Raw genomic sequence first — 1,883 nt, forward strand, 5'->3', positions numbered from 1 at the left:
AGCACGAATGCGTACAAGACTCCGTCTTTAGTCGTGAAACGGATGTCCTGTTGCGAAAACTCCTTGTGGTTTTCTCCCTGACGCCCATCTTTCATCTCTAACGGACCCTCGCCGAAGGTCTTCCATGGCCGGGTGCCGTAAATGCCTTCGCCATTCGTTTTCAGAAAATCGCCAAAGGCCGTCAGATAGGCAGCCTGCTTTTCCGGGATCGTGCCGTCTCCCTTGAGCGCGACGTTGAGCATGACCACTCCATTTTTGCTGATGGCGTCCACCGCGTTGCCGACCATCACCACGATACTCATTCGGTTGACGGCGGTCGCGCGGTAGAACCAGCCTCCCGAAAGATCGGTTGCCCACATCCACGGCTCAGGCTTGATGTCCCCCGCAGCACCACGTTCGAGGTTGTAGGTAAATGCGGCACGGTCCGCATTTGCATCCTTGCACGAGAAAACAACCGTTTGCGTCCCGTCGTTCTCTTCGAGATCGCGGTTGATGAAAGACGAGAAAAGCTTGATTCCCAAACCCTTGCCACCATTCTCCTTCTCGTTCGGAAACGGAGCGTCGTTGTTGAACATGTCGGGATCATACTTGTCGATGATTTCCCAACAGCGGGCGTACCAATGTTCGTTCCAGCTGTCCTGCGTGGCGTACCCTCGCGGATCGAAATCCATATTGAACAGCGTCCACTCGGGCGTGCCCGGTTTCTGGTACTTGCGGGCATTGGCAAAGAAGCGAGGCGACCAATAGAGATGGGTGGACACACCGAATTTGAGTCCGTGTTTCGACGCAGCCGCCTTCCATTCCTTCAATGTATCCCGCTTCGGACCCATCTTGACCGAGTTCCATGGGTGAAACGAGTCGTACATGTCGAAGTTATCGTGATGGCAGGCCACCGGCATGATGAAACGCGCCCCATTGTCTTTGACGAATTTCACCAGAGCATCCGGATCCCATTTCTCAGCCTTGAACAACGGAATCAGATCCTCGTAACCAAACTCCGACGGATGCCCGTAACGCTCGGTGTGCCACTTGGTCAGGGTCTCCGACATTCCCATCTCGCCCGAGTAATCGTCGGGGACAACGGAATACATGCGGCGTCCATAGTGGGATCCATCGTTGGGACGGTTCTCATCGGCGGCCGACGAAATTCCCCAATGAAACCAGACGCCGATCTTGCCGTCTTGGAACCACTCGGGCACGCTGTAATGTTCCGCCATCGACTGCCACGTTGGCTCAATTTCTTGGGCCACGGTTGCTCTGGCCAGCAGGCCGACGGTCAACAAACTGAAGAGTATTCGGTTGATTCGGTTGATCAATTTTGCAGTCCTATTTTGGTGAGGTCGATTGGCACAAATTGTATTTTTGCGGTGAGTGATTTTGGTTTGAGCTCCGCGATTGGCCCACCGCGGGGCTTCGCTTAGAGGGACGTAATATTCTTGACCTGGATATCGAGACGTTGGGCCGGCTTTAATACAAGCGGGCTGCTGAATACCAATCGAAGTTCTCCGTTCTTGGCAACAAAACGGGTATCAACACCTTTGTCTGCCAATTGCACTTCTACGGCCTTAGGATTGTTCCCATCCGCGACTGCCAGTATCACTTCGTTCAGTCGGAGCTGTCCTTCTTTTAAATCAATGGACACTTTCAGATGGTTCGCATCGCGAGTCTGGGTAAAGAGCCCATAGCCTTCTGCGGCGGTAAAGAAACTGGCGTGGTCTTCGGGACTGAGCACAGGCCGAAACCCGATACGCCCCGCCGGGCCGTCGTAGATGAAACCTTGTAAAGCGATCAAGGCCGACCAAACGCTCAACGAGCGACCGTAGTATTTGCCACATTCATCGTCGCCAAACGGATTGCCTGAGTAACCCCAGGGACCGTTCTTC

Annotated in this window: 1 protein-coding gene and 1 pseudogene; both read right to left on the minus strand. The window is 54.1% G+C overall.

Translation table 11 applies throughout. The features are described 5' to 3' along the window. The coding region (locus ABX962_RS35480; protein ID WP_372726371.1) for an alpha-L-fucosidase at positions 1–1,316 on the minus strand (1,316 nt) is incomplete at its 3' end. A gap of 101 nt (positions 1,317–1,417) precedes the next feature. Then, a pseudogene (locus ABX962_RS35485) lies at positions 1,418–1,883 on the minus strand (glucosylceramidase); the annotation flags it as partial.

Origin of the sequence: Novipirellula sp. (genome assembly GCF_041583735.1) — a bacterium.
Classification (GTDB): Bacteria; Planctomycetota; Planctomycetia; order Pirellulales; family Pirellulaceae; genus Novipirellula.